We start from the raw sequence: 24,270 nt of genomic DNA, 5'->3' as shown, positions 1-24,270 counted from the left end.
GCAAGGAGGCTCCGGCACACGGAATGCAGCTAGGGCCGGTCGATCTGATTCCGGTTTGTTCTCTCCGTTAAGAATTGTGGCGGAGATCAGCTGTGGACGAACGAGTCCGAGGTTGTGGACTGACTCCGGACCCAGTTGCGCAGATTCCGCAAATCACATCACTTGATCCGCGACAGGCCCGCGCTGATCCGAGGGATCGCGAGAGCGACCCCGAGGGGATTGCGACAGCGACATTGAGGGAGCGTGCCGGGCCGACCGCGTGCGTATCAACGACAACAAGAAGGCAAGAGGTCGAGACGGCATGTCCCTGCTCGAAGGCACTATCGATTCCAGGAACCACCCGCTCGCGGTGGTCGAGGATATCGCTGCCAACAACAACTGGCCGTTCGAACGCTCCGGCGAAGACGAGCTCACGATTGTCTCGAAGGGACGATGGACCGATTACCAGCTCTCCTTCACGTGGATGGGCGAGATCGAGGCGCTGCATCTTGCCTGCGCGTTCGACATGAAGATTCCGCTCGCGCGGCGCAGCGAAGTGCAGCGGCTCGTCGCCGCCGTGAACGAGCAATTGTGGGTCGGCCATTTCGATCTATGGACCAACACCGGCATGATCATGCACCGCCAGGCCCTGGTGCTGCCGGGCGGCCTCACCGCCTCGCCCGCGCAATGCGAGGCCATGCTCGCCGGCGCCATCCATGCCTGCGAGCGCTACTTTCCGGCGTTCCAGTTCGTGGTGTGGGCGGGCAAGACCACGACCGAGGCGATGGACGCGGCGATGTTTGATACGGTGGGCGAGGCGTAAGTACGTCTCCATCCACCAGCGCGTGAGGGAGCCAGAGCTCTCCCCTCATCGTCGTCCTGGACCAGCGACGCCGGCGCGAAGCGCTGTCGTCGCGCCGATCCAGGACCCATACCGCGAGGTGTCGCCGTATCGCGCGGTCCTTGTTGCTCCGCCCTCCATCCACTAGAACCGCTTGGGGTAATGGGTCCTGGCATTCGCCAGGACGACGGCGGATTTTGTGGCGACAACGATGGCAAACAGCACCCTTCAAAACATCACCGGCACCATCCTGCTTGCCGGCGCCGGCAAGATGGGCGGCGCGATGCTGACCGGATGGCTGGCGGGCGGGCTCGACCCGCGCCGCGTCGCGGTGGTCGATCCGCATCTCTCGCCCGAGATCACGGCGCTTGCCGCCAAGGGCGTCGCGCTCAATCCCGATGTGACGGCGGCCGGCCAGGTCGAGACGCTGGTCGTCGCGGTGAAGCCGCAGATGTTCCGCGAGGCAGGCGCCAGGCTGAAACCGTTCGTCTCCGACAAGACCTCGGTGGTCTCGATCATGGCGGGAACCACGATCGCCTCGCTTGAAGAGGTCTGCGGCGGCGCCGTGGTGCGCGCGATGCCGAACACGCCGGCCGCGATCGGCCGCGGCATCACCGTCGCCGTTGCGGCGAAGACCGTCAGCGGGGGTCAGCGCGCGGTGGCCGATGCGCTGCTGCGCGCCACCGGCTCAGTCGAATGGGTCGAGGATGAAGGCCTGATGGACGCGGTGACCGCCGTCTCCGGCTCGGGCCCGGCCTATGTGTTCCTGCTCGCCGAAGAGCTGGCCCGTGCCGGCGTGGAGGCGGGATTGCCCGAGGCGCTCGCGACCAGGCTCGCGCGCGAGACCGTCGCCGGCTCCGGCGAGTTGCTGCACCAGTCGGAGCTTCCCTCCGCCACGCTGCGCCAGAACGTCACCTCGCCCGGCGGCACCACGGCCGCGGCCCTCGGCGTCCTGATGGGCGAGCCCGGCCTGCGCGACCTGATGATCCGCGCGATCGCGGCCGCGACGAAGCGATCGAAGGAATTGGCGAAGTAAGCAGGTGCCGTAGGGTGGGCAAAGCGAAGCGTGCCCACCAATTCAATCACAGCCCTTCGAGAGATGGTGGGCACGGCGCTTCGCGCCTTTGCCCACTCTACGATTTAGAGCCTGCGGCTAGCCGCTTGTTGAACATCTCGACATTGACGAGCCCGCGCGCGTGGCGGCCCTCGCCGAGCTTGCGCGTGCCCTCGAATGCCTCGACCTCGAAGCGGATGACGCGGCGCTCGACCGCGACCACCGTCGCGGTGGTTCGCACCGTCGCGCCGACCAAGGCCGCTGCGAGATGGCGAATGTCGACCTCGGTGCCGACGGTGACCCAGCCCGGCTGAAGCGCGGCGCGGATCGCATCGCCCGATGTCATCTCCATCTCGAGGATCATCATAGGCGTCGCATAGACCATGGGCATGCCGGGCACGAAATGCCCGACCGTGCGCTCCACCGGCACCGCCAGCGTGCGCTCGGCGCTCATGCCGATTTTGATGAAGTCGCGTGCGTCCATGGTGCTTGCTCGTCATTCCGGGGCGTGCGAAGCACGAACCCGGATTCCAGAGATTGTCGATCGAGATTCCGGGTTCAGCCCTGACGGGCTGCCCCGGAATGACGCCAACGCGTCACTTCTTCGCCGCCGCCGCGCGCTCGACAAAGGTCTTGCCGCCCTTCATCTTGTGACGGAGCGGGGCTTCGTTGATCTGGATGACGACGGCATCGGCGTCGACGCCGAGATTCTTCACCAGCGCCTGCGTGATGTCGCGCATCATACCGGCCTTCTGCTCGTCGGTGCGGCCTTCGGCCATGCTGATGGTGATCTCAGGCATCGTCTTCTCCCTGTGGCTTTCGCGATGACCGGGCACACCCCGGTCGCTCATGGTGGGGCGCATCAAACAGGACGTGGATGCCCGGGACAAGCCCGGGCGTGACGCCGCTTGCGAATGGCTAGCCCCAGCTCACGTCATGGCGCGCCAGCACCTCGCGCACCTTGGCGACGAGATCGGCCTCGCTGCACGAGAACTGCGCCGGCCGGGTCTCGCGCCATTCCTGGTTGGAGGCGATCGCGGCGGCGGCCTTTGCGCCTTCGATCAGATCCTTGATCTGCACCTCGCCACGCGCCTTCTCGTCCGAGCCCTGAATGATGACGCAAGGTGAGTTGCGGCGGTCGGCATATTTGAGCTGGTTGCCCATGTTCTTGGGATTGCCGAGATAGAGCTCGGCACGGATGCCGGCACCTCGCAAGCTTGCCACCATCTTCTGGTAGTCGGCGACGCGGTCGCGATCGAACACAGTGACGACGACGGGGCCGAATTCGGGCCGCGTGTCGAGCTTGCCGAGCAGCGTCAGCGCGGCCTGCAGCCGCGACACGCCGATCGAAAAACCGGTCGCCGGCACCGGCTCGCCACGGAAGCGCGAGACGAGACCGTCATAGCGGCCACCGCCGCCGACCGAGCCAAAGCGCACCGGGCGGCCCTTCTCGTCCTTGGTATCGAGCAGGAGCTCAACCTCGTAGACGGGGCCGGTGTAATATTCGAGGCCGCGCACGACAGTCGGGTCGATACGCACCCGGCCTTCGTAGCCTCCGGCTGTCACGAGATCCGCAATTGCCTCGAGTTCAGCAATTCCCTCATTACCGATAGCAGTGTCTGATAGCGTCTTCAGCTTGGCGATAACCTCAGCGTTCGTTCCCTCTTGCGGGCACGTGGAGTTAAGCACTCGCTCAGCAGCCTCGGAGGACAGACCTGCCCCCTTGGTGAAATCGCCGCTCTCGTCCTTGCGACCGTCTCCCAGCAGAGCGCGAACTCCATCCGCGCCCAGCCGATCGAACTTATCGATCGCTCGGAGGACAACCAGCTTGCGACTGAAATCGTCGCGCAGGCCAATCGACTCCAACACACCGTCGAGAACTTTTCGGTTATTGACCTTCACGACATAGGAGCCGCGCGCGATCCCGAGCGCTTCCATCGTGTCGGCCGCCATCATGCAGATCTCGGCATCCGCCGCCGGCGTCGCCGAACCGACCGTGTCGGCATCGAACTGCATGAACTGGCGGAAACGGCCGGGACCGGGCTTCTCGTTGCGGAACACGTAGCCGGCACGGTAGCTGCGATAGGGTTTTGGCAGCGTATCGAAATTCTCAGCGACGTAGCGGGCGAGCGGCGCGGTCAGATCGTAGCGCAGGCTGATCCACTGCTCGTCGTCGTCCTGGAACGAGAACACGCCCTCGTTCGGGCGATCCTGGTCGGGCAGGAATTTGCCGAGCGCATCGGTGAATTCCATCGCCGGCGTCTCCACCGGCTCGAAACCGTAGAGCTCGTAGACGGCGCGGATCTTCTCGACCATCTCGCGCGTCGCCCGGATCGCGGCAGGGTCGCGATCCTCGAGCCCGCGCGGCAGGCGCGCCTTCAGTTTCTGGGGTTTTTTGGGTTTTTCGGCCATGCGCGGCGTTTACCAGCCGGGGCGCGGGGCGGCAACCGCTGCCTTTTCCCTTTCCCCTTGCGGGAGAGGGTGGCTCGCCGCGGTAGCGGCGAGACGGGTGAGGGGTCTCCATCCGCTAGCGCGGGCGCAAGAGAATCCCTTGCGGAAACAACCCCTCATCCGGCGCTTCGCGCCACCTTCTCCCGCAACAAGGGGAGAAGGGAAGAGCCGACTACGGCTGCTCCATCCGCGCCCGGAGCGCGTCGGCGTCGGATTTCGGCATGGATTTGAGCAGCGGCTTGATGGTTTCGCCGCCGACGATCTTGCCGTTGCGCATGAACATCCAGTCCGAGATGTCGGCATCCTTGAACTCGGCGAGGTCTCCGAACCGCTTTCCTGGCAGATTCCGAGGCGTGTCCGCGAAACGCGCGGCATATTCGCCGCTCGGAAGCTTCTTCACGTCGCTCATCCAGATGTGCTCGTCATTGCCGACGGTCCGAAATCGCACCTTGAGAGAGTGATCCGTCTCCATCCGTTTTAGTGCCTCATAGGAAGCCCAGAAGACAGGCAGCGTAGCGCGTGCGCGAGCGATCGCGGCATTCATCTCGGCGTCAGTGTCGGCCACGCTGATGACCCGGTCGGCCACCTCGACCGTGGGCCTGGGACCCAATGTTAGAATACCGAAGACAGCGACTGCCGTTACGACAGCGGATACGGCCCATTTGATTGGCTGGGGGAGAGAGGTAGGCATGATCGCAACGTCTGAGAGACTTGATGTCCCAGCCATTGTCACACAGTTGCACTGACGCTTTCAACAACTAACGGTTGGCGCCGTCCAGGCAAGAACGGAGCGCACCGCCTTCGCAGGAAGATGCGCTGCCAATCCGTTTCGCGAACTTGGCCCCGGCACTCCGTCCGGGGCACAAGGAATCAAAACACCTTGCGGATCCAGTTGTGCGGATCGTTGGTGCGGCCGTACTGGATGTCGACGAGCTGCTTGCGCAGGCCCATGGCGACGGGGCCGGCAGCGCCGCCCGAGATCTCGAAATCGCCGCTCACCGAACGCACCTTTCCGATCGGCGAGATCACGGCGGCGGTGCCGCAGGCAAACGCTTCCTTCAGCCTGCCCGAGGCCGCATCCTTGCGCCATTGATCGAGCGAATAGGGTTCTTCGCGCACCGTCTTACCCGCGTCGCGGGCAAGCGTGATGATGGAGTCGCGGGTGATACCCGGCAAAATCGTGCCGAGCGGCGGCGTCGAGAGCGAGCCGTCGTCGAACACGAAGAAGACGTTCATGCCGCCAAGCTCCTCGATATAGCGGCGCTCGACCGCATCGAGGAAGACGACCTGATCGCAGCCGTGCTGAATCGCTTCGGCCTGGGCGCGCAGGCTCGCGGCATAATTGCCGCCGCATTTGACCGCGCCGGTGCCGCCGATCGCAGCGCGCGTGTAGTTCTCGGAGACCCAGATCGACACCGGCGCAGGCCCGCCCTTGAAGTATGAGCCAACGGGCGAGGCAATCACCGCGAAGATGTATTCGGACGACGGCTTGACGCCGAGGAAAGTCTCGCTCGCGATCATGAAGGGGCGCAAGTAAAGGCTGCCCTCCCCGCCCGGCATCCAGGCGCGGTCGATGCGCACGACCTGCTCGACCGCCTCGATGAAGACGTCCTCCGGCAGCTGCGCCATCGCCATGCGGTCGGCCGAGTCCCTGAAGCGCCGCGCATTGGCATCGGGGCGGAACAGGTTCACGCCGCCATCGTCGCGCTTGTAGGCCTTGAGGCCTTCAAAAATCTCCTGCGCGTAGTGCAGGACCGCGCCGGCCGGATCGATCTGGAAGTTGGCGCGTGCCTCGACGCGGGCCTCGTACCAGCCGCCCTTGGCCTGGTTGTAGCGGACGACCGCCATGTGGTCGGTGAAGACCCGCCCGAAACCAGGGTCCACCAGTTTGGCGATACGGTCCTTTTCGGACGTCGGATTGGATGCGGGCTGGATGTCGAATTTCATGCTCATGTCCTTGCCTCCCGCTGTCGCTGGCGGCGCTGTTTCTGGCGCCCGCCTGCCCGTTTCGGGCCCGGCTGGCTTGATTGGGTTTCTCGCCGGACCGCCGCCAGCCTTGTTCCGGCCGGTTTCCGTGGCCAGCATGTCGCCGAGGACATGCTTTTGCGGAAGACGGAAGTCCAGTATGTTTTGCCGAAATGCCGCTCGACAATCGTACGGTAGATCTGCTTCGGCCGTCGCCGCCTGTCCGGCTCTCTCCGGCCGCCCTGCTACGATGCCACCCGGCGCGAAACGATCTAAAATTTCGTACGGGTTGATCGTTTTGTAACATTGAACCCAAGATACGTCAATATGCCTGACATAAATTTCGCGACTCCCCCTCAAGATGCCGCCGGGGCCAAGCCGGCCGCAGGCGATGGAGGCAATTTGCGCTGGGATATCATCGAGCTGCTGTTCTTCGCCTATCGCGATTTCGTCGGCGATCCCGACCAGGAGCTGGAGGCGTTCGGCTTCGGCCGGGCCCATCACCGCGTCATGCACTTCGTCTACCGCTATCCGGGCCTGAAGGTCGCCGACCTGCTCGACGTCCTGCGCATCACAAAGCAGTCGCTCGGCCGGGTGCTCAAGCAGCTCCTGGACGAGGGCTATATCGTGCAGAAGACCGGCGACAATGACCGCCGCCAGCGCCTGCTCTATGCCACACCGAAGGGCGAGGCGCTGGTGCAGAAGCTCGCGGGCCTCCAGACCACGCGGATCACCAAGGCGCTTGCCGAGATGGCGCCGCAGGACGCCGAGACGGTCAAGCGCTTCCTGCGCGCGATGATCGACCGCGACGATCCGGACAAGGTGCTCGAGACGATCTTCGCCTCCGACAATCAAGACTCGAAGGAGTGACCGTGCCGCTCGCAGCCACGCTCGCCCGTCCGCCGGTGCAACCCGCCGACGATGCCCCGCATCTGCTGCTGGTCGACGACGACCGCCGCATCCGCGACCTGCTCTCGCGCTTTCTCGCCAGCGAGGGCTATCGCGTCACCACCGCAGCAAGCGCTGGCGATGCGCGCTCGAAACTGCTGGGGCTGCATTTCGACCTCTTGATCCTCGACGTCATGATGCCCGGCGAGACCGGCTTCGACCTTGCCCGCTTCATCCGGACCTCCTCCTCGGTGCCGATCGTGATGCTGACGGCGCGCCATGAGGCCGAAGCCCGCATCGAGGGCCTCCAGATCGGTGCCGACGATTACGTTGCCAAACCGTTCGAGCCGCGCGAGCTTGCGCTGCGCATCAACAACATCCTCAAGCGCGCAGCGCCGCCGCCACAGGCCACGACCGTCGAGAAGATCGCGTTCGGTCCCTACGTCTACCATCTCGATCGCGGTGAATTGCGCCAGGGCGAGGAGGTCATCCACCTCACCGATCGCGAGCGCGAGATGCTGCGCATTCTCTCGGAAACTCCGGGCGAAACCGTGCCGCGCAGCGCGCTGACCGGCAATGGCAGCGTCAACGAGCGCGCCGTCGACGTGCAGATCAACCGCCTCCGGCGCAAGATCGAGACGGACCCCGCCAATCCGCTGTTCCTGCAGGCGGTGCGCGGCATCGGCTACCGCCTGGTGGCCTCGCCATAAAGCAGTGAAGCGCGCTAGATGAGCACGATCGATACCGGCCTGACGCTTCTGAAAAGCGCCGCCGGCCGCGTTTCGGCCGCCAATGGCTGGATGGGCAATGCGTTCAAGGGCTGGATGCCGACCGGCCTCTATGCCCGCGCGCTCCTCATCATGATCGTGCCGATGGTGATCCTGCAGACCGTGGTCGCCTTCGTGTTCATGGAGCGGCACTGGAACACTGTGACACGGCGACTGTCTGCCGCGGTGGTGCAGGACATTGCCGCGCTGATCGACGTCTACAAAAGCTATCCGCAGGATAAGGACCGCGCGCAGCTCAAGAGCATCGGGCAGCGGTTGCAGTTGGTGGTCGATTTCCTGCCCCCCGGCGACATGCCGCCGCCCGGCCCCAAGCCGTTCTTCTCGCTGCTCGACCAGACATTGTCCGTGCAGCTCGGCCGCCAGATCGGCCGCTCGTTCTGGATCGACACGGTCGGCCGCTCCAACCTCGTCGAGATCCGCATCCAGCTCGACGACACCGTGATGCGCGTGTTCGCACAGCGCAGCGCCGCCTACGCCTCGAACTCGGAAATCTTCCTGTTCTGGATGGTCGGCACGTCCTCGATCCTCTTGATCGTCGCGGTGCTGTTCCTGCGCAACCAGATCAAGCCGATCCTGCGGCTTGCCGATGCCGCCGAGAGTTTCGGCAAGGGCCGCGAGGCGCCGAACTTCCGCCCGCGCGGCGCGCGCGAGGTGCGGCGTGCGGCAGTCGCCTTCCTCGAGATGAAGTCGCGCATCGAGCGCACCATGGAGCAGCGCACCGCGATGCTCGCCGGCGTCAGCCACGATCTGCGCACCATCCTGACCCGCTTCAAGCTCGAGCTGGCGCTGATCGGCGACAGCCCCGAGCTCGAAGGCATGCGCAAGGACGTCGACGAGATGTCGATGATGCTGGAGGATTACCTTGCGTTTGCCCGCGGCGATTCCGGCGAGCAGTCGCAGCCGACCGACATGGCGCAGGCGCTCGAGGAGCTGCGCAGCGACGCCGAGCGCCACGGCCACACCGCGACCGTGGCGTTCAACGGCCTGCCCGTGGTGACGGTGAAACCGGCCTCGTTCAAGCGCTGCCTCGCCAACCTCGTCACCAACGCGGCGCGCTACGGCAAGAGCATCGCCATCACCGGCCAGCGCGATCACCGTTATTTGACCGTCACCATCGACGACGACGGCCCCGGCATTCCCGTTCACTTGCGCGAAGAAGTGTTCAAGCCGTTCCTGCGGCTCGATAACGCCCGCAACCAGGATGAAGGCGGCACGGGCCTTGGCCTCGCCATCGCCCGCGACATCGCCCGCTCCCATGGCGGCGACATCACGCTGGGTGACAGCCCGATGGGGGGATTGAGGGCGAGCGTGAGGATTCCGGTGTAGGCGCCATCTTCCTTCTCCCCTTGCGGGAGAAGATGGCGCGAAGCGTCGGATGAGAGGTTGCCTCCACGAATTCAACAGCGAGAGAGTCACGCGCGGAGAGATACCCCTCACCCGTCTCGCCGCTATGCGGCGAGCCACCCTCTCCCGCAAGGGGAGAGGGAAAGATCATCCGAGCTACAGCTACTTCGGCAAGAGCGCCTTCAGCTTGTCCATGTCGCGCACGTTCATCTTGAAGCCGCCGGGCATTACGATGTCGCCGGGCTTCTGGTCCGGCTTGCAGGCGCCGAGCCATTTGGCTTCGAGCGTCACGGCGGTATCGCGCCCCGTAGCGCCCGCGGCGCCGCCCTGCGCGTGCGAGGTGGTCTTCACCGTGTAGGCCGAGTTGAAATCGCCGGTGATCTCGGCGTGCGAGGTCGTGCTGATGCCGGCGACGCTGCATTCGGAATCGCTGACATAGCCGGTTGCGGTCTTCCTGATGTCCCGCTTGGCGCAGATCTGCTTGGCCATCGGCGAGACGTTGTTGCTCATCTCCTTGTCGACGGTCTCGTCGGTGCAGTGCTGCATGGTCATCTCGGGCATCGCCGAGCCGCCGCTCCTGACCATCTTCATTTCCCAGAGACCGGCCTTGCGCACCGGCAGGTCGTCGGCAGAGGCGCTGGCTGCTGACAACGCGACGCAAAGGGTCGAGCCGAGCAAAGCGAGTTTGCGCGTCATATGAGAGGCTCCCGGCTGAGAGAGGTTGTGCTTACGACAACGCCTCAGTACAGCGTGCGGATCGGCCGATCGGCGGCGCCATAGGGCACCCAGCGGCAGGAGAATGAGATGTAACCGCCCTCATAGGCCTGCACGCCGAGGAATTTGACGACCTTGCCGTAGCGCGCGCAATGATCGACCGCGACCTGCCGCGCATCGACCTGGGTCGCCATCGAATAGGCGATGATACCGCCGGTGTCGTTGCCCTTGAACGGAGGCACCGGAAGGATATCGGCGCGCGCCGACTGGCTCGCCATCATACCCAAGGCAAGAAGGCCCGCGGCCGCAATGATTCGCATTCCCGTCACTCCAATTGGCTGGCGCCAGTTTACGGTGCCGGGACCAAAGTGAAAAGAACCGAGGCCTGCCGGCCGCGACCTTCTCGTCAACTCGTGGCGAAGTGTTGCCGCGCTGCACTTGACCTCTTCCGGCCTTCGCGGCACCGTCCGACCTTCGCAAGACCCAGCTGTCCGGATTGCCCATGCGCGCCCCCTCCCTGAAATCGCTCCGCTTCGCCGCCGTGCTCGGCCTCATGTTCGGGGCGCTGTCGCTCGGTGAGGCCCGGGCCGCCAATCCGCTGGAGCTGAACTTCTGGCTGAGCGGGCCGCGCTATGACGGCGCCGTTGCCGATTGCGACAGGGCGCTGCCGACGATCGCCACCCAGTTCTGGGAGAAGGAAAGCTCGTTCTGGAATTCCTCGTTGAAGATCACCGGCTTCTCGGCCGTTCGCGAGGTCGCGTTCCGGCCCTGGCAGTCCGACAACATCCCGCGCCGCTATTGCACCGGCGAGGCCATGCTCACGGACGGCAAGGTGCGCAAGGTGCATTTCTCGATCATCGAGGATGGCGGCTTTGCCGGCTACGGCAACGGCGTCGAATGGTGCGTGGTCGGGCTCGATCGCAACTGGGCCTACAACCCGGCCTGCCGCGCCGCCAAGCCCTGATTCGAAGGCCCTGATTCGAAGGCCCTGATTCGGCCGATCAAGCGGCCGAACGTTCGGCGCCCGAAATTTGTTCTTGAAATGTTCTCATCGCCTGCTAGGCTCGCTTGCACAGTCTAGTTGAGGGGCGTCGCCATGTTTCATTCCAGATTGCGTTCGTTCTCCCGTCTCGTGATCTCACTCGCCTTTGCCGCCGGGCTGGCGGTGCTCGCCGGCGGCGCGAAGGCGCAGGACAAGCGGCAGAACGCGCCGGGCGAATTCGATTTCTATGTGCTGTCACTGTCGTGGTCGCCCTCGTTCTGCGAGGAGGCGGCCGAGCGTGGCGGCCGCTCGCAGATGCAATGCGGCGGCCGGCCCTACGCCTTCGTGGTGCACGGGCTCTGGCCGCAATACGAGAACGGCTTCCCCGAATATTGTCAGCGGCCGGCGCCGCGGCTGAGCCGCAGCATCGTCTCCTCGATGCTCGATTTGATGCCGGCGCCGGGCCTGATTTTCAACGAGTGGGACAAGCACGGCACCTGCTCGGGCCTCGCCGACCGCAGCTATTTCGAGACGATCCGCAAAGCGCGCGCCGCGATCAAGATCCCGGCCGAGTATCTCGATCTGTCGCAGGCCAAGACCGTGGCGCCTGCTGACGTCGAGGAGGCCTTCATCAAGGCCAATCCGGGTCTCAGCAGCGCCGCGGTCTCGGTCACCTGCAACCGGACGCGATTGTCCGAGGTCCGCATCTGCCTCAGCAAGGATCTGCAATTCCGCGCCTGCGACGAGATCGAGCGCCGCGCCTGCCGCCGCGACCAGGTGACGATGCCGCCGATCAGGGGTGGGTAAGGCGCAAGACTTTCATCGTCATTCCGGGATGGTGCGTTAGCACCAGACCCGGAATCTCGAGATTCTCAGGTGCGCAATTGCGCACCATAGCCCGGTGCTGACGCACCGCCCCGGAATGACAGCAGTTACTTTCATCGCGCGATGTCGTAACTCTCCGGCATGAACTACCGCCATGCCTTCCACGCCGGCAACTTCGCCGATGTCATCAAGCACATCGTGCTGGCGCGCATCATCACCTATCTGCAGGACAAGCCGGGGGCGTTCCGCGTCATCGACACCCATGCCGGGGCCGGCCTCTACGATCTCGAAAGCGATGAGGCGCGCCGCGGCGGCGAGTGGCTGACCGGCATCGCGCGGCTGATGCAGGCGCGCCTGTCGAACGAGACCATCGCACTGACCAAGCCCTATCTCGACATTGTCCGCGCCTTCAATCCGAAGGGCGAGCTCAGGGCTTATCCGGGCTCGCCGCTGATCGCGCGCGGCCTGCTGCGGCCGCAGGACCGCCTCGTCGCCTGCGAGCTCGAGCCGAAGGCCCGCAAGGCACTGATCGACGTGCTGCGCCGCGACGAGCAGGCTCGCGTGGTCGATCTCGACGGCTGGGTCGCGCTACCGGCTTTTGTCCCACCGAAAGAGCGCCGTGGTCTCGTGCTGATCGATCCGCCATTCGAGGCAAAGGACGAGTTTGAGCGGCTGGGCGAAGCCTTCTCGGCAGCCTTCGCGAAATGGCCGACCGGTATCTATGTAATCTGGTATCCCGCCAAGAACCGACGTGCCACCGACACGCTGGCGCAATCAGTGGCGCGGCTCGCTGCCGCAGCAAAACCACCGGGCAAATGCCTGCGCCTCGAATTCAGCGCCGCACCGCAACTCGACGGCGGGCCCCTCACTTCCACCGGACTTTTGATCGTCAATCCGCCCTACACGCTGCACGGCGAGCTCAAAACGATCCTGCCCGAACTGGAGATGCCGCTCGGCCAGGGCGGCGCTGCCAGATTCCGATTAGAGATACCAAAGCCGTAACACTCCGGCATTCTTGGGAAAAATATGCAGTAGCGGTAGTCAATCCGCAGAGAACCGTATTATGCTGTTTCTGTGACTGGCTTTACGTTCCGCTTCCGCGAATGGTTGCGGCGGAGTGAAGGCCTAAGAAAGATCCGACCGGGCCGGTGAGGCCCGCTCAAGGATGGCCAGCTCCCGGGCTCCGTAAGGCCCGGTCATGTCGTGACGTGAGTCTGCGTCGCGGCGGAGGAGCAATGAGGGGGAGTTTCCCGATGGCCATGACGGGAACGGTCAAGTTTTTCAACGGCGAGCGCGGCTACGGTTTCATCAAGCCGGATGACGGCGGTCGCGATGTTTTCGTTCACATTACTGCTGTGGAGCGGGCGGGACTGAAGGACCTTGCCGAAGGACAGCGCATCACTTTTGAAGTCGAGCCGGACAAGAAGGGGAAGGGACCGAAGGCGGTCAACCTGGTCATCCTTTCCTAGCGTGCCCTGAAAAAAATCCCGGCCGCGAGCGGCCGGGAGGCTGTGGTCCGGTATTTTCTTCTTCAGCTATCAGAAGTGATAGTTGACGCCTGCGCGCACAACGCTGGCGCTGTAGCCGTTCGACACGCCGGTAATTGCGAACTGGCTCGTCGACAGGTCGATGTAGAGATATTCGAGCTTGGCACTCCAGTTCGGAGCGAGGCCCACTTCCGCACCGGCGCCGATGGTCCAGCCGGCGGTGGTGTGCGACTCGGTCCAGCCGAAGGTCTGCGCGCGCAGCTCGCCGAAAGCGAGGCCAGCGGTGCCGTAGAACAGCACGTTGCTGAAGGCATAGCCGGCGCGGCCGCGCAGCGTGCCGAACCACGGATTGGAGAACTTCCACGGCGCGAAGGTGTCGTCGGCGCCCGCGGCCTGGATGTCGCCCTCGACACCGAAGACCCACGGGCCGTTCTGGAAATTGTAGCCGGCCTGGACGCCGCCGACGAAACCGGACGGTTTTGCGGGGTTGTTGTCGACCGAGCCCCATTCATAGCCGATGTTGCCGCCGAGATAGGGACCAGCCCAGCTATAGGCATTGAGCGGCTGGTTGACGGTATAGGGTGCGCGCCCTCCATAATTCATGTCGGCGGCCTCTGCCGAAGCTGTCCAGCCGGCGGCAACCAACGCGGCCGCGCCCAGAACGAACCTCTTCATCACACTCTCCAACGCAACTGCCGACCCGCGATGCCTGCGCCGCCGCGCGCGAGGCAAAACCGCGTGGTTACGGAACCAAGAACCTTTCGCGCAGGATTTATCGAGAGTTTTAAGTTAAAGCGCTGTTAATCCGGGTTACCGCGCGCTTAACAGGCTTAAGCAAGCGTTACCGGGAACTGCACCGCCATCCTGTGCGTGCAGCACGGCCGGAACTTCAAATCGGCACCCCCAGCACCTAAATTCGCCCCATGGTTCACGATTCCACCGACAATCCGGACGACCGCGCGCGCAAATCGCCGCAGGCCGCTGCGAACGACACGCCGCCCGCGGGGTTGGCGGCGCCGGACGTCGATCCCGCCACCACGGGCGGCGACGACGAGGACGATGCGCTGCTGCCCGATATCCTCGAAGAGAGCGGCGCGGTCGGCGAAGAGCCGCTGGCGACCGGCCACGAGGCGATCGAGCGCGCGGTCCGGCTCGCCCCGACCTCGCCCGGCGTCTACCGCATGCTCAATGCCAATGCCGACGTGCTCTATGTCGGCAAGGCCAAGAACGTCAAAAAGCGCCTGTCCAACTACGCGCGCCAGAGCGCGCCGCAGCCGGCGCGCATCCTGCGCATGATCGCAGCCACCGTGACGGTGGAGATCGTCTCGACCAACACCGAGACCGAAGCGCTGCTGCTGGAAGCCAACCTGATCAAGCAGCTTCGGCCGCGCTTCAACGTGCAGCTACGCGACGACAAGTCGTTTCCTTATATCCTGATCACCGGCGACCATTGGGCGCCGCAGATCCTGAAACATCGCGGCGCGCAGACGCGGCCCGGGCGCTATTTCGGCCCGTTCGCCTCCGCCGGTGCGGTCAACCGCACCATCACGGCGTTGCAGCGCGCGTTCCTGATCCGGTCCTGCACCGATTCCTTCTTCGAGAGCCGCACCCGGCCCTGCCTGCTCTATCAGATCCGCCGCTGCGCCGGCCCCTGCACCCGCGAGATCGATTTCGGCGGCTATTCAACGCTGGTGCGCGAGGCGAGCGACTTCCTCTCCGGCAAGAGCCACGCGGTGAAGCAGGAGCTCGCCGGCGAGATGGAGAAGGCCTCAAGCGAGCTCGAGTTCGAGCGCGCGGCGCTCTACCGCGACCGTCTCGCCGCGCTGTCGGCGATCCAGTCGCAGCAGGGCATCAATCCGCGCACGGTGGAGGAAGCCGACGTGTTCGCCATCCACCAGGAGGGTGGCTTCTCCTGCGTCGAGGTGTTCTTCTTCCGCACCGGCCAGAACTGGGGCAACCGCGCCTATTTCCCGCGCGCGGAAAAGACTTTCACGCCGGAGGAAGTGCTGGGGTCCTTCCTGGCCCAGTTCTACGACGACAAGCCGCCGCCGAAGAACATCCTGCTCTCGCACGAGATCGAGGAGAGCGAGCTGCTCGCCAACGCGCTCTCGATCAAGGCCGGTCACAAGGTCGAGGTCACCGCGCCCAAGCGCGGCGAGAAGAAGGAGCTCGTCACCCACGCGCTGACCAATGCGCGCGAGGCGCTCGGCCGCAAGCTCGCGGACACCGCAACGCAAAGCCGGCTGCTGGAGGCCATGGCCGCGACGCTCAGCCTGCCGCATGCGCCCAAGCGCATCGAGGTCTACGACAACAGCCACATCCAGGGCACCAACGCGGTCGGCGCCATGATCGTCGCCGGCCCCGACGGCTTCGTGAAGAACCAGTACCGCAAGTTCAACATCAAGTCGGAAGGGATCACGCCGGGCGACGACTTCGCCATGATGCGCGAGGTGCTGGAGCGGCGCTTCAAGCGCCTGATCAATCCGCCCGAGGAGAGTGCGGCCAAAGCCAGGGACGACGACTTCCCGCAATGGCCCGACCTCGTGATCATCGATGGCGGCCGTGGCCAGCTCAACGCGGTGCGCGAGATCTTTGCCAATCTCGGCCTGACCCAGGTGTCGCTGATGTCGGTCGCCAAGGGGCCGGACCGGGATGCCGGCCGCGAAACCCTGTTCATGCCGGAGCGCGAGGCGATCAAGCTGGAGCCACGCGATCCCGTGCTCTATTTCATCCAGCGCCTGCGCGACGAGGCCCACCGCTTCGTCATCGGCTCGCACCGCAAGCTGCGCAAGAAGGACATCCGCGAGGCCGGCCTGCAGGAGATTCCGGGCATCGGCCCGTCACGCAAACGTGCCTTGCTGCACCATTTCGGAACCCTGAAGGAGATCGAACGGGCCTCGATCGCCGATCTCGGCAAGGTTCCGGGGGTGAGCGCCGAAAGCGCCCGCAGGATTTTCGAATATTTCCATCCCCAGCCGGGGTGAACTACAAGGGGACCCAAGGGGAGCTATTAAGGGGAGCCATGGTCATAAGGTCGTCGCATCCCGCACCGCATTTGTGAGCGGGACGGTTGACCTTCAGCCTTGAGCGGTATTGGTAGGACGGATGAACATCGCCACGACACGAGGGACGACCAGCCGCGCGATGTCCCTCCCCAACATCCTGACCTATGGCCGGATCGCCGCGATCCCGGTCGTGGTCGGATGCATCTATGCGCAGTCGATTCTGGATCAGCCGCTCTGGCTGCGCTGGCTCGCGGTCGCCATCTTCATCGCGGCTGCGGTCACCGACTACCTCGACGGCTATTACGCGCGGATCTGGAATCAGCAATCGGCGTTCGGCCGGATGCTCGACCCGATCGCCGACAAGCTGCTGGTTGCGTCCTGCCTGCTGATGCTGGCCGCCGACGGCATCATCCACGGCTGGTCGCTGTGGGCCGCCATCGTGATCCTGTGCCGCGAGATCCTGGTCTCGGGTCTGCGCGAATACCTCGCCGCGCTCCGCGTCAGCGTGCCCGTGACCAAGCTTGCGAAGTGGAAGACCACGGTCCAGCTCGTCGCGATCGGCTTCCTGCTCGCGGGACCTGCCGGCGACGAGGTGGCGCCCGTCGTCACGATGATCGGACTGGCACTGCTGTGGGCCTCGGCGATCCTGACCATCTACACCGGCTACGACTATTTCCGCGCCGGCATCCATCACCTCATCAAGGAGGATGAGGGATGAAGGTGAAGTATTTTGCCTGGGTACGCGAGCGCGTCGGCAAGGCCGAGGAGACCATCGAGCCGCCGGCGACCGTGCGCACCGTGGAGGAGCTGATCGCCTGGCTGTCCGGTCGGAGCGAGGCCTATGCGTATGCGTTCGAGAAGCCGAAGGTGATCCGCGCCGCGATCGACCATGCCCATGTCAAACCGGACGCCGCGATCGCGGGTGCCCGCGAGATCGCGTTCTTCCCGCCGATGACCGGCGGCTAGGCTCATGACCACCCCTGTCACCAGCTGCCCCGTCACCATCCGTATCCAGGAAGACGATTTCGACATCGCGCGCGAGATCGCGGTCCTGACCAAGAGCCGGACCGACATCGGCGCGGTCGTGAGCTTCTCCGGCATCTGCCGCGCCGACGACGACAGCGCCAAGATCGCCGCGCTCACGCTCGAGCACTATCCCGGCATGGCCGAGGAAGAGATCAGGCGCCATGCCGACGAGGCCATCTCGCGCTGGCCGCTCAACGGCGTCACGGTGATCCACCGCGTCGGCCGCTTCATGCCCGGCCAGAACATCGTGCTGGTGCTCACCGCCTCGCAGCATCGCGAGGCCGCATTCCAGGCGGCCGAGTTCCTGATGGATTACCTCAAGACCAGCGCCCCGTTCTGGAAGAAGGAAGAGAGCGCCACCGGCACCGGCTGGGTCGAGGCCCAGGCCCGTGACGACGAGGCCGCCGCACGCTGGACCAAATCCTGATGGCAAGAGCTGCGAAAAGGACCGCGCGCGGCCGCGCCGCGCCGAAGCTTGCGAAAGTGGGGCCCGGCGAGCTTCTCACGCTGCTCGACTTCGTCCGCTATGCGGTGAGCCGCTTCGTCGAGGCGAAGCTCGCTTTTGCCCATGGCACGACCGACCCGGTTGCGGAAGCCGTTTTCCTGATCTGCGAGGCGCTGCATCTCACTCCCGACCAGTTCGAGGGCGTTGCCCACGCGCGCGTCACCGCCGCGGAGGGCAAGACCGTCCTCGACCTCATCCATCGGCGCGTCACCACCCGCAAACCTGCCGCCTATCTCGTCAACAAGATCTACATGCGCGGCCTGCCCTTCTATGTCGACGAGCGCGTCATCGTTCCGCGCTCCTTCATCGGCGAGCTCCTGGATTCGCATTTCGGCGGCGAGGGCGGACCCGGCTCGCTGATCGACGACCCCACCGCGGTCGAGCGCGTGCTCGATCTCTGCACGGGATCGGGATGCCTTGCGATCCTCGCCGCGCATCACTTTCCGAACGCTGTGGTCGATGCCGTCGACATTTCCAAGGGCGCGCTCGAAGTCGCCGCGCGCAATGTCGCGGACTACGGGCTCGAGGACCGGATCACGCTCTATCGCGGCGACCTGTTCGCCCCGCTCGGCGATGCGCGGTATGACCTGATCATCACCAACCCGCCTTACGTCGACGCCGAAGGCATGGCCGCGCTGCCGCCGGAATGCCGGGCCGAGCCAAAGCTCGCCTTCGACGGCGGTGCTGATGGTCTCGACGTGGTGCGGAAGATCCTGCGCGATGCGCCCGATCATCTGACGCCCGGCGGCGGCTTGATCTGCGAGATCGGCCGCGGCCGCGAACTGGTCGACGAGGCCTTTCCGGAACTGCCGCTGCTTTGGCTCGACACCGAAGACTCCGAGGGCGAGGTGTTCTGGATCGCCGCGGCCGATCTCGGCTGATCCGCCCCGGCCGCGCGACTTCGACGGAACAAGTCAAATTCGGCCACGTTCATCCCCGACGCATTGTCGCGCTCTCGGAGGATGTCCGCATGCTCGCGCCATCGGGCGAATTGCTGCGCGCCGGCATGGCGCTCAAGCTCAATCACGTCAAACGCGCCGCTCAATCCTATCTGCGTGACCAGGCCAGCCAGGCCACCGGCAAGGTGACGTCGTACGCGGTGGCCGGCGGGCTGTTCGCGGGCGCGGGCCTGTTCGTTCTCGCAGCATTCTTCGTCGGGCTGATCGCCCTGTACCGCTGGATCGCCATCAGCTACGGGCAATTCTGGGGTTTTGGTGCCGTCGGCACAGTGCTGCTGCTGCTGGCTGCGGTCTGTGCCGGGGTGGCGATGGCGCAGATGAGGCGCAAGCCCAAGCCGATCGTGCCGCTCGCGAGCCGTCTGCGCGTGGCGGTCGCAACGCCGCGGATCCCGCGCGGAACGGTCAAGGAGGCCGTGAAGGAGGTGGCGACGACGATTCCATTGGCGCCGCTCGCGCCGGGCGAACGCGGCCATGGCAACAGAGGCTGGCCAGCCCGCACCAACCGGCCCGTGCAGCTTGGCCTGATGCTCGCAGCGGTCGGGCTGCTGTGTGTCACCGCAGCGCGCCGGAGACGCCACGGGCAGAGGCTGGAGACGTGAGATGCTGGTACGGCGCTCCGAGCCAATCGACAGCTGGCTGCTGGTGGCGGCCACCGCCGTCTTCGTGCTCATGGCGGAACGCTACTTCCAGGACTCCGGCCTGATCCGGCCGGGACCTCCGCCGGACCACCGCAAGCAAGAGGCGAATTCACCGGAAACCCACCCGGCGCGCGCGGCCGTACAGCCCGGCCGCGGACGTCGTGCGAAGAGCCCGTTCGCGATCCCCTGGGCGGGGTGGAAGGATATTTTCTGGCGCACCTATCAGCGCATCGATGATGATCGCCTGCTGGCAACCGCCGGCGGCGTCGTGTTCTTCGGACTGCTCGCGATCTTCCCCGCCGTGACCGCGCTGGTCTCCTCCTACGGACTGTTCGCCAATCCCTCGACCATCACCGACAATCTGCAAACGCTCGCAATGATGTTGCCCGAGGGGGCATTCCAGATCGTCGAAGACCAGGTCGGACGTGTCGTCTCGCACGGCAATGCAACGCTCGGCCTCACCTTCCTGGTCGGCCTCTTGCTCGCGATCTGGAGCGCCAATGCCGGCGTCAAAGCCATCTTCGACGCTCTCAACGTCGCCTATGAGGAGCGCGAGAAGCGCAGCTTCATCAAGCTCAACATGGTGTCGCTGGCCTTCACCGTCGGCGGCATCGTGGCGCTGCTGCTGATGGTGGGCGCCGTCGTCGCCTTTCCGCTCGCACTCAACCATCTCGGCATGGCGCCCGAGAGCAAGCTGATCGTGGCGCTGGCACGATGGCCGTTGCTGTTCCTCATCCTGCTGGTGGCGCTCGCGATCCTCTACCGCTTCGCGCCCAGTCGCGATTCGCCGCGATGGCAATGGCTGAGCCTCGGCGCGGTGACCGCCGCCCTCCTCTGGATCGCTGGTTCGGCGCTGCTGTCCTGGTATCTCTCGGAATTCGCCAATTACAACGCGACCTACGGCTCGCTCGGTGCGGCGATCGGCCTGATGATGTGGATGTGGATGTCTGCGGTCGTCATCATGTTCGGCGCCGAGCTGAACTCGGAGATCGAACGGCAGACCCTGCGGGACACGACGACCGGTCGCCCCAAGCCGCTCGGCAGCCGCGAAGCCGTCTCGGCCGACACGGTCGGCGCCACCGCGCCATTCTGACTGGTGGCGATCAGGCCGGGAGCCGGCCTGACCGCATCTCGCGTGTATCAGCGCCTGGTGATCACGGCTTCCAGATATTCGCTGTGCACGACGATCGTGCCATCGTCGGCATGATTGAACTCGCCGAGCAGCGCCAGCAGATCGCGCTTCAGCGCGGCCTGGCCGGCCTCGTCCAGCGCGGCAAACGCCTTCAGCGTGGGCCCATAGAAGGTCTTGAAGATTTCCAGCCAGTGCTCCGGCGAGCGATAGCGGAACACGAACATGCGCGGCTCGGCGGCGATCTCGGAAGCCTGGCTTGCAAACATCTCTTCAAGCCGCGCCCGTGTGCCCCACAATGCCGGCGACTTCACCCCGGCCGGCGGCGGCAGCTGCTTGCCGATGGTCTTGAACAGCTGGCCGATGAAACCTTGCGGCGTCCAGTTGGCGAGACCGATCTTGCCGCCGGACCTGCACACCCTGGCAAGCTCGGAAGCCGCCTTGTCCTGGTCCGGCGTGAACATCACGCCGAAGGTCGAGAGCACGACGTCGTAGCTGGCGTCGGCAAACGGCAGCGCTTCGGCATCCGCCTCACGGAATTCGATCACGAGATGTTCGGCCGCCGCGCGCTCACGCCCACGCTTGAGCAGCGCCGGCACGTAGTCGGTGGATGTGACGTCACACCAGCGCCGCGCCGCGGCCAGCGTTGCATTGCCGTTGCCGGCGGCGACGTCCAGCACCTTGCTGCCGGCGCGTATGTCGAGTGCCTCACAGAGCTGTTCGCCGACGATCTGCAAGGTGGTGCCGACGACGGCGTAGTCGCCCGACGACCAGGCGCCGTGCTGGCGCTGCTTGACGGCGGCAAGATCAGGTTGGGCTGCGGCTGGCTTGAGCGCGGCGGATGTCGACATGGCAATCTCCTGCGGTTGAAAATGCCGGGACGATAGGGCGCATGCGGCTCGCTGGCCTTGAGAGCGGCGTTATTTTACGCTGAGAGCGCCTTGATTTCCGAACGGGAGCCGAGGCGGCCGCCGGCATGGCCGGGTATCGCGAGATCGCCCCGGCGGACCTTGAGGGAACTGCGCCGCGCCCAACCGAACGTCTCGCTCGCCTGGATCGTCGAGTTCATGCCGATCAAGCTCGCCAGTGACCGCGAGCGCTACCTCGAAGGCTTTCGCCGGGCTGGCCTCGATTGAAGGCTCGAACAGGCGCTATCCCCTCGAATCAACAATGATGTTAAGCTCGTGCGGCTTGGGGGAGCATGAGGCGCGGCGGGTTCGCGCACTGGCCCGTGTTTTCCCGGGTGAGGCAGTCAGCTCTTGAGGCGTAACGCGCGGCATGATTCGCATTTCGACGATCTTCATCGCCATCTGCATGGTTCTGGTCGCGGCTTCGCTCGGGCTGGTGCTCTACGCGGTCGCCGGCATCAGCGGAACCGAATCCGCGATAGTGGCGCTGACCGCGCTGACCTTCCTGATCCTCTACAATGCGGTGTCGATGCGGCTGCGCGACCGCAGCGACGTCGGCGGGCAGATCGCCGATCTGTCCCGCGGCACCGCCGACCTCGCCCGCCAGGTGGCCGAGTTCGGCCGCCGGCTGGCGGCGGCCGAGGGGCGCATCGCCTCGTCCAATTCGACCAATTCCGACCGCATCCAGTCGGTGGTCGGTGAAATCAACGAGCTCGGCGGGCTGGTCAGGCAGCTCGCTTCCACGGTGTCGGCTCATGAGGACCTGCTGGCTGGTGCAACTCCTGGACCTGCGGCAGCGCCGGTGGCAAGACCGGAGGCGGAAGCGCCGATCGACCTGATCGCACCGTTCGAGGAGCGACCGGCCGCGCCGCCGCTTCCCCCCGCACCTCCCGCGGTGCAGCCGCGGCCGGCAGCGGCGGTTCAGGCCCAGATCGCCAGCGGTCGCAACCAGACCCAATTGCTGGCGACGCTGCGCAACGCGATCGACGAGAACCGCATCGACATCTTCCTCCAGCCGATGGTGACGCTGCCGCAGCGCAAGGTGCGGTTCTACGAGGCCGTGACACGGGTGCGCGACGAGCGCGACCAGCTGATCGCCGCCGAGGAGTTCATCAGCATCGCCGAAGCCTCGGGGCTGATCGGGCGCATCGACAACATGGTGATGCTGCGCTGTGTGCAGGTGCTGCGGCGCCTGATGGTGCGCAACAAGGACGTCGGCGTGTTCTGCAATGTCGCGGCCTCCACGCTCGGCAATTCCACCACTTTCGCGCAATGCCTCGACTTCCTCGAGGCCAACCGGGCGCTGGCGCCGTCGCTGGTGCTGGAGTTCAAGCAGTCGACCTTCCGCAATCTCGGCCCCGCGGAGACCGAGAACCTCGCGGCGCTCGCCCAGCGCGGCTTCCGCTTCTCGATCGACCATGTCACGGATCTCAGGATCGAGCCGCGCGAGCTCGCCGACCGCGGCGTGCGCTTCATCAAAGTGCCGGCCACACTGCTGCTCGACCCCCGGCAGGCCTCGACCTCCGACATCCATCCGTCCGACCTCTCGGACCTGCTCGGCCGCTTCGGCATCGACCTGATCGCCGAGCGCATCGAAGGCGAGCGCGCCGTGGTCGATCTGCTCGATTATGACGTGCGGTTCGGCCAGGGGTTCCTGTTCGCGCCGCCCCGGCCATTGCGGCCGGAGGGGGCATCTGCTACCGGCGGGGCCTCGCCGAACCAGGCGCAGGACACTCAGGGACCCAATGGCTCCGGCACACAAAGCTCAGGCGCGACGTCTTCGGCGCCTCCGCCCCAGCGCATCACCGGCAACGCGGCGCTCGCGCGCCGCATCTGATCGGCCGCACGCATCATGACCACACTGCATTTCGCCGAAAGCCTGCGCGAGCTCGTGGGCGGGGTCGAGGTCGTGCTCAGCGACATCTGGGGTGTCGTGCATAACGGCCTGGAATCCTTTCCCGAGGCCTGCGAGGCGCTGCACACCTATCGCAGCCGTGGCGGTACGGTGATCCTGATCACCAACGCGCCGCGCCCGGCCGACTCGGTGCAGCGGCAATTGCGCAAGCTCGGTGTCGCCGACGAGACCTATGACGCGATCGTGTCGTCGGGCGACCTGACCCGGCTCTATGTCGCCGAGCATCCCGGTCGCAAGATGTTCTGGCTCGGCCCCGACCGCGACAATTCGATCTACCGCGGCCTCGATGCGAAAACCGCTCCGCTGGAAGAAGCCGACTACATCGTCTGCACCGGCCTCTATGACGACGAGACCGAGACCGCCGAAGACTATCGCGGCATGATGCTGAAGGCACGCGAGCGCAAGCTGACGCTGGTCTGCGCCAACCCCGACATCGTGGTGGAGCGCGGCGACCGGCTGATCTATTGCGCCGGCGCGATCGCGGAGCTCTACCGCGAACTCGGCGGCGAGGTGATCTTCTACGGCAAGCCGCACCGCCCGATCTACGAGCGCGCCATGCGGCTTGCCGGCGAACGCCAGGGCCACATGATCGACCGCAAGAAGGTGCTGGCGATCGGCGATTCCGTCCGCACCGACCTGACCGGCGCGCGCGAATTCGGCATCGACTGCCTGTTCGTCACCCGCGGCATCCATGCCGAGGAGTTCGAAGGCCTCGACCAGCTCGACCCGGCCTCGGCGATGGAATTGTTCGGCCACCCGCCGAAGGCCTTGATGCGCGAATTGAAGTGGTGATGCCCGACATCGTCATTCCGGGGCGCGCGTAAGCGCGAACCCGGAATCTCGAGATTCTCAGTGCGCAATCGCGCA

Annotated in this window: 28 protein-coding genes; 19 read left to right on the top strand and 9 right to left on the bottom strand. The window is 65.3% G+C overall.

What is annotated here, in order from left to right; genetic code table 11:
* The first annotated feature begins 301 nt into the window (after positions 1-301).
* Complete coding sequence (locus GGD63_RS14400) at positions 302-802, top strand: YbjN domain-containing protein (RefSeq protein ID WP_183242966.1); 501 nt, start codon at positions 302-304, stop codon at positions 800-802.
* 229 nt (positions 803-1,031) lie between these two features.
* A complete protein-coding gene (proC, locus tag GGD63_RS14395; RefSeq protein ID WP_183242964.1) occupies positions 1,032-1,856 on the top strand; it encodes a pyrroline-5-carboxylate reductase in 825 nt (274 codons plus the stop codon).
* Between the two features lie 97 nt (positions 1,857-1,953).
* On the opposite strand, the gene GGD63_RS14390 is transcribed toward proC, so the two are convergent.
* From GGD63_RS14390 to GGD63_RS14370, 5 genes are all read right to left on the bottom strand, one after another.
* Positions 1,954-2,358 carry a thioesterase family protein gene (locus GGD63_RS14390; protein ID WP_183242963.1) on the bottom strand — a complete coding sequence of 135 codons (405 nt, stop codon included), beginning with the start codon at positions 2,356-2,358 and terminating at the stop codon, positions 1,954-1,956.
* Between the two features lie 112 nt (positions 2,359-2,470).
* Entirely contained in the window at positions 2,471-2,725 is a 255-nt protein-coding gene (locus tag GGD63_RS14385; protein WP_183242961.1) for a tautomerase family protein, read from the bottom strand.
* 67 nt (positions 2,726-2,792) lie between these two features.
* Complete coding sequence (gene hisS / locus GGD63_RS14380; protein ID WP_409334062.1) at positions 2,793-4,190, bottom strand: histidine--tRNA ligase; 1,398 nt, start codon at positions 4,188-4,190, stop codon at positions 2,793-2,795.
* 307 nt (positions 4,191-4,497) lie between these two features.
* Positions 4,498-5,016 carry a DUF2314 domain-containing protein gene (locus GGD63_RS14375; RefSeq protein WP_183242957.1) on the bottom strand — a complete coding sequence of 173 codons (519 nt, stop codon included), beginning with the start codon at positions 5,014-5,016 and terminating at the stop codon, positions 4,498-4,500.
* A 179-nt stretch (positions 5,017-5,195) separates the two neighbouring features.
* Complete coding sequence (locus GGD63_RS14370) at positions 5,196-6,278, bottom strand: branched-chain amino acid aminotransferase (protein WP_183242955.1); 1,083 nt, start codon at positions 6,276-6,278, stop codon at positions 5,196-5,198.
* A gap of 339 nt (positions 6,279-6,617) precedes the next feature.
* Between GGD63_RS14370 and GGD63_RS14365 the strand changes: the two genes are divergently transcribed.
* From GGD63_RS14365 to GGD63_RS14355, 3 genes are read left to right on the top strand one after another with little or no spacing between them, the layout of a single operon-like run.
* Positions 6,618-7,160, top strand: a complete 543-nt coding sequence (locus GGD63_RS14365) for a MarR family winged helix-turn-helix transcriptional regulator (protein ID WP_183242953.1) — start codon at positions 6,618-6,620, stop codon at positions 7,158-7,160.
* Positions 7,157-7,888 carry a response regulator gene (locus GGD63_RS14360; protein ID WP_130365415.1) on the top strand — a complete coding sequence of 244 codons (732 nt, stop codon included), beginning with the start codon at positions 7,157-7,159 and terminating at the stop codon, positions 7,886-7,888. The genes GGD63_RS14365 and GGD63_RS14360 overlap by 4 nt, the downstream gene beginning before the upstream one ends.
* Positions 7,889-7,906: 18 nt before the next feature.
* Complete coding sequence (locus GGD63_RS14355; RefSeq protein WP_183242951.1) at positions 7,907-9,292, top strand: ATP-binding protein; 1,386 nt, start codon at positions 7,907-7,909, stop codon at positions 9,290-9,292.
* A 180-nt stretch (positions 9,293-9,472) separates the two neighbouring features.
* On the opposite strand, the gene GGD63_RS14350 is transcribed toward GGD63_RS14355, so the two are convergent.
* Both GGD63_RS14350 and GGD63_RS14345 read right to left on the bottom strand, forming a co-directional pair.
* Complete coding sequence (locus GGD63_RS14350; RefSeq protein WP_183242949.1) at positions 9,473-10,006, bottom strand: DUF3617 family protein; 534 nt, start codon at positions 10,004-10,006, stop codon at positions 9,473-9,475.
* A gap of 44 nt (positions 10,007-10,050) precedes the next feature.
* Complete coding sequence (locus tag GGD63_RS14345) at positions 10,051-10,344, bottom strand: hypothetical protein (protein WP_183242947.1); 294 nt, start codon at positions 10,342-10,344, stop codon at positions 10,051-10,053.
* Between the two features lie 182 nt (positions 10,345-10,526).
* On the opposite strand from GGD63_RS14345, the gene GGD63_RS14340 reads away from it, so the two are divergent.
* The 4 genes from GGD63_RS14340 to GGD63_RS14325 all read left to right on the top strand — a co-directional run bounded on the left by GGD63_RS14340 (position 10,527) and on the right by GGD63_RS14325 (position 13,300).
* Positions 10,527-10,988, top strand: a complete 462-nt coding sequence (locus GGD63_RS14340) for a hypothetical protein (protein WP_183242945.1) — start codon at positions 10,527-10,529, stop codon at positions 10,986-10,988.
* A 132-nt stretch (positions 10,989-11,120) separates the two neighbouring features.
* Positions 11,121-11,813: a ribonuclease T2 family protein gene (locus tag GGD63_RS14335; protein ID WP_183242943.1), complete on the top strand. Its 693-nt coding sequence runs from the start codon at positions 11,121-11,123 to the stop codon at positions 11,811-11,813.
* A gap of 159 nt (positions 11,814-11,972) precedes the next feature.
* Positions 11,973-12,833: a 23S rRNA (adenine(2030)-N(6))-methyltransferase RlmJ gene (locus GGD63_RS14330; RefSeq protein ID WP_183242941.1), complete on the top strand. Its 861-nt coding sequence runs from the start codon at positions 11,973-11,975 to the stop codon at positions 12,831-12,833.
* A gap of 251 nt (positions 12,834-13,084) precedes the next feature.
* Entirely contained in the window at positions 13,085-13,300 is a 216-nt protein-coding gene (locus tag GGD63_RS14325) for a cold-shock protein (protein WP_008544396.1), read from the top strand.
* A 69-nt stretch (positions 13,301-13,369) separates the two neighbouring features.
* Here the strand turns inward: GGD63_RS14325 and GGD63_RS14320 are convergent, their stop codons facing one another.
* A complete protein-coding gene (locus GGD63_RS14320) occupies positions 13,370-13,993 on the bottom strand; it encodes an outer membrane protein (protein ID WP_183242939.1) in 624 nt (207 codons plus the stop codon).
* 248 nt (positions 13,994-14,241) lie between these two features.
* On the opposite strand from GGD63_RS14320, the gene uvrC reads away from it, so the two are divergent.
* From uvrC to GGD63_RS14285, 7 genes are all read left to right on the top strand, one after another.
* Positions 14,242-16,302: an excinuclease ABC subunit UvrC gene (gene uvrC / locus GGD63_RS14315; RefSeq protein ID WP_183242937.1), complete on the top strand. Its 2,061-nt coding sequence runs from the start codon at positions 14,242-14,244 to the stop codon at positions 16,300-16,302.
* 121 nt (positions 16,303-16,423) lie between these two features.
* Positions 16,424-17,041 (top strand): CDP-diacylglycerol--glycerol-3-phosphate 3-phosphatidyltransferase, encoded by a 618-nt coding sequence (pgsA, locus tag GGD63_RS14310; RefSeq protein WP_183242935.1) that lies wholly within the window; start codon positions 16,424-16,426, stop codon positions 17,039-17,041.
* On the top strand, positions 17,038-17,289 hold the full coding sequence (moaD, locus tag GGD63_RS14305) for a molybdopterin converting factor subunit 1 (protein ID WP_183242933.1): 252 nt from the start codon (positions 17,038-17,040) through the stop codon (positions 17,287-17,289). The genes pgsA and moaD overlap by 4 nt, the downstream gene beginning before the upstream one ends.
* A 4-nt stretch (positions 17,290-17,293) precedes the next feature.
* On the top strand, positions 17,294-17,776 hold the full coding sequence (locus tag GGD63_RS14300) for a molybdenum cofactor biosynthesis protein MoaE (RefSeq protein WP_183242931.1): 483 nt from the start codon (positions 17,294-17,296) through the stop codon (positions 17,774-17,776).
* Positions 17,776-18,735 (top strand): 50S ribosomal protein L3 N(5)-glutamine methyltransferase, encoded by a 960-nt coding sequence (gene prmB, locus GGD63_RS14295; RefSeq protein WP_183242929.1) that lies wholly within the window; start codon positions 17,776-17,778, stop codon positions 18,733-18,735. The genes GGD63_RS14300 and prmB overlap by 1 nt, the downstream gene beginning before the upstream one ends.
* 89 nt (positions 18,736-18,824) lie before the next feature.
* On the top strand, positions 18,825-19,412 hold the full coding sequence (locus GGD63_RS14290) for a phage holin family protein (protein ID WP_183242927.1): 588 nt from the start codon (positions 18,825-18,827) through the stop codon (positions 19,410-19,412).
* A gap of 1 nt (position 19,413) precedes the next feature.
* The gene (locus GGD63_RS14285) at positions 19,414-20,544 is read left to right on the top strand and encodes a YihY/virulence factor BrkB family protein (protein ID WP_183242925.1); all 1,131 of its coding nucleotides are present in this window, start codon (positions 19,414-19,416) and stop codon (positions 20,542-20,544) included.
* Between the two features lie 47 nt (positions 20,545-20,591).
* On the opposite strand, the gene GGD63_RS14280 is transcribed toward GGD63_RS14285, so the two are convergent.
* Positions 20,592-21,431: a class I SAM-dependent methyltransferase gene (locus GGD63_RS14280; protein WP_183242923.1), complete on the bottom strand. Its 840-nt coding sequence runs from the start codon at positions 21,429-21,431 to the stop codon at positions 20,592-20,594.
* A 159-nt stretch (positions 21,432-21,590) separates the two neighbouring features.
* Between GGD63_RS14280 and GGD63_RS40590 the strand changes: the two genes are divergently transcribed.
* The 3 genes from GGD63_RS40590 (at position 21,591) to GGD63_RS14270 (ending at position 24,195) form a co-directional block, all read left to right on the top strand.
* Positions 21,591-21,716, top strand: a complete 126-nt coding sequence (locus GGD63_RS40590; protein WP_283811954.1) for a hypothetical protein — start codon at positions 21,591-21,593, stop codon at positions 21,714-21,716.
* 142 nt (positions 21,717-21,858) lie between these two features.
* The gene (locus GGD63_RS14275) at positions 21,859-23,325 is read left to right on the top strand and encodes an EAL domain-containing protein (protein ID WP_183242921.1); all 1,467 of its coding nucleotides are present in this window, start codon (positions 21,859-21,861) and stop codon (positions 23,323-23,325) included.
* 15 nt (positions 23,326-23,340) lie between these two features.
* Positions 23,341-24,195: a TIGR01459 family HAD-type hydrolase gene (locus GGD63_RS14270; RefSeq protein ID WP_183242919.1), complete on the top strand. Its 855-nt coding sequence runs from the start codon at positions 23,341-23,343 to the stop codon at positions 24,193-24,195.
* The last annotated feature ends 75 nt before the right edge of the window (positions 24,196-24,270 follow it).

Origin of the sequence: Bradyrhizobium sp. cir1 (genome assembly GCF_014198245.1) — a bacterium.
In the GTDB taxonomy this organism is placed as follows: Bacteria; Pseudomonadota; Alphaproteobacteria; order Rhizobiales; family Xanthobacteraceae; genus Bradyrhizobium.
Note: the sequence above shows the minus strand (reverse complement) of the source record. Positions and strands in the feature narration are given on the sequence as shown.